A 2,053-nucleotide genomic window follows, 5' to 3' on the forward strand; every position below is an offset into this window, starting at 1 on the left:
AGTAGCTCGAGGCTCGGCGTATTTACCTCGCCCATTATGCGGATCGCAAGGCCCGGTCCAGGGAATGGATGACGAAACACGAGCTCGCGCGAAAGACCGAGCTCAAGGCCTAGCTGGCGTACTTCGTCTTTAAAGATTTCTCTTAAAGGCTCGATCAGCTCAAAGCTCATCCAATCAGGCAGTCCGCCCACATTGTGGTGGCTTTTGATCGTCTTACTAGATCCAACGACCGAGCTTTCGATGATGTCGGTATAGAGCGTACCCTGGGCTAAAAATTTGACGTTATCGTGCTTTTTGGCCTCTTTTTCAAAGATTTCGATGAAAGTTTCACCGATGATCTTGCGTTTTTTCTCTGGATCGGTTACGCCTGCTAGCCTTTCTAGGAAAGTTTTACTCGCGTCTATGCTAACTAGCTCCACGCCAAGCTTGGTTCTAAAGGTCGCTTCAACCTGCTCGCGCTCGCCAGTTCTGAGTAGTCCGTTATCGACGAAAACCAGGATCAAATTTTGCGGTATCGCAGCGGCTAAAAGCGCTGCAGTTACGGAGCTATCTACGCCACCACTAACGGCGCAAAGGACCTTTTTATTGCCCACAGTTTCTTTGATTTTAGCGATCTGGGTTTTAGCAAAGCTGCCCATATTCCACGTGCTTTCGCAGCCGCAAATATATTTAGCGAAATTTTTTAAAATTTGAGTACCGAACTCGCTGTGCTGTACCTCTGGGTGAAACTGCAACGCATAAAATTTGCGCTTTTCATCGCCAAATACGCAATAAGGCGAATTTTCGCTCGTCGCGATCGCTTCAAAGCCGTTTGGCAAATTTTTTACGAGGTCGGAGTGGCTCATCCAGACAGTTTGCTTTTCAGGCGTATCGGTAAAAAGCGGATGAGATTTTAGGACGTTAAGGCTTGCTTTACCGTACTCTTTGTGAGAAGCCGGAGCGACTTCGGCGCCAAATTTATGCGCCAAAAGCTGCATGCCGTAGCAAATGCCCAAAATCGGCAGCTTTAGCTTAAAAACGCCCTCATCGCAAAAATACGCATCCGGAGCATAAACACTAGCAGGACCGCCGCTTAGGATTATGCCTTTGGGTTTTTTTGCTTTAATCTCATCGACCTTAGCGTTAAAAGGCAAAATTTCGGTATAAACACCTTGCTCGCGTAGGCGTCTAGCGATTAGTTGGGTGTACTGCGAGCCAAAATCCAAAACTATTATCGTGTTATTCATGATTGCCCTTTAAAAATATAAATGAAAAATTTCAAACTGTATGTACCAGATCACGACCGATACGATATAGCCGGCAACCACGGTCCATGCGCATTTCATATGCGCGCCGAAGGTATAGATGCCTTTTAGTTTGCCCATAACGCCAACGCCCGCAGCCGAACCGAAGCTTATCATAGATCCGCCGATACCGGCAGTCAAGGTAACTAGTAGCCACTGGCTTAAATTTTCGCCCACATCCGCGCCCATCATAGGATTTGCTTTTAGCACGGCGGACATAACAGGGACGTTATCCACGATAGCAGACAGGAAGCCAACGCCGATATTTACGGTCGTAGCGCCAAATTTATCATAAAGCGAAACGGCGTAGTTTAAAAATCCGACGAAGTGTAGCGCGCCCACGGCCGCAAGGATACCGAAAAAGAATAAAAGCGTGTTGTTTTCGATCTTTGACATATAGTGAAAGACATGCATAGGCTCTTCGTTTTTGTTTGTTTTTTTGTAGATGTAGGTGTAAATACTAAGAAGCGAGAAGCCAAACATCATGCCCCACATCGCAGGTAGATGGAAAAGCTGATGCATCATAACAGCCGAAAATATCGTAAATGCGCCAAGGCCGATAACGACTTTACCGCCTTTTTTGATGCTTACTTTCGGCTCTGCGGCCGGATCAAAGTGCGGGCTCCCAGCGGGCACTATGCGCACTAGCAAAAACGCTGTAACTAGCCAGCCGATAATAGAAGCAGGAAAAAGTGCGAAAAAGTCGATAAAAGGAGCCTTGCCCGCAGCCCACGCCATCAGAGTCGTGATATAGCCAAACGGACTCCATG

At 47.2% G+C, this 2,053-nt stretch carries 2 protein-coding genes; both read right to left on the reverse strand.

The window, feature by feature from the left end; translation table 11 throughout:
- Positions 1-1,226, reverse strand: a 1,226-nt coding sequence (gene guaA, locus Q0546_RS00945) for a glutamine-hydrolyzing GMP synthase (protein ID WP_298789686.1), incomplete at its 3' end; no start/stop codon positions are given.
- 9 nt (positions 1,227-1,235) lie between these two features.
- On the reverse strand, positions 1,236-2,053 hold an 818-nt coding region (nhaD, locus tag Q0546_RS00950; RefSeq protein ID WP_298789688.1), incomplete at its 5' end, for a sodium:proton antiporter NhaD.

This window comes from uncultured Campylobacter sp., from assembly GCF_937997465.1.
Lineage (GTDB): Bacteria > Campylobacterota > Campylobacteria > Campylobacterales > Campylobacteraceae > Campylobacter_A.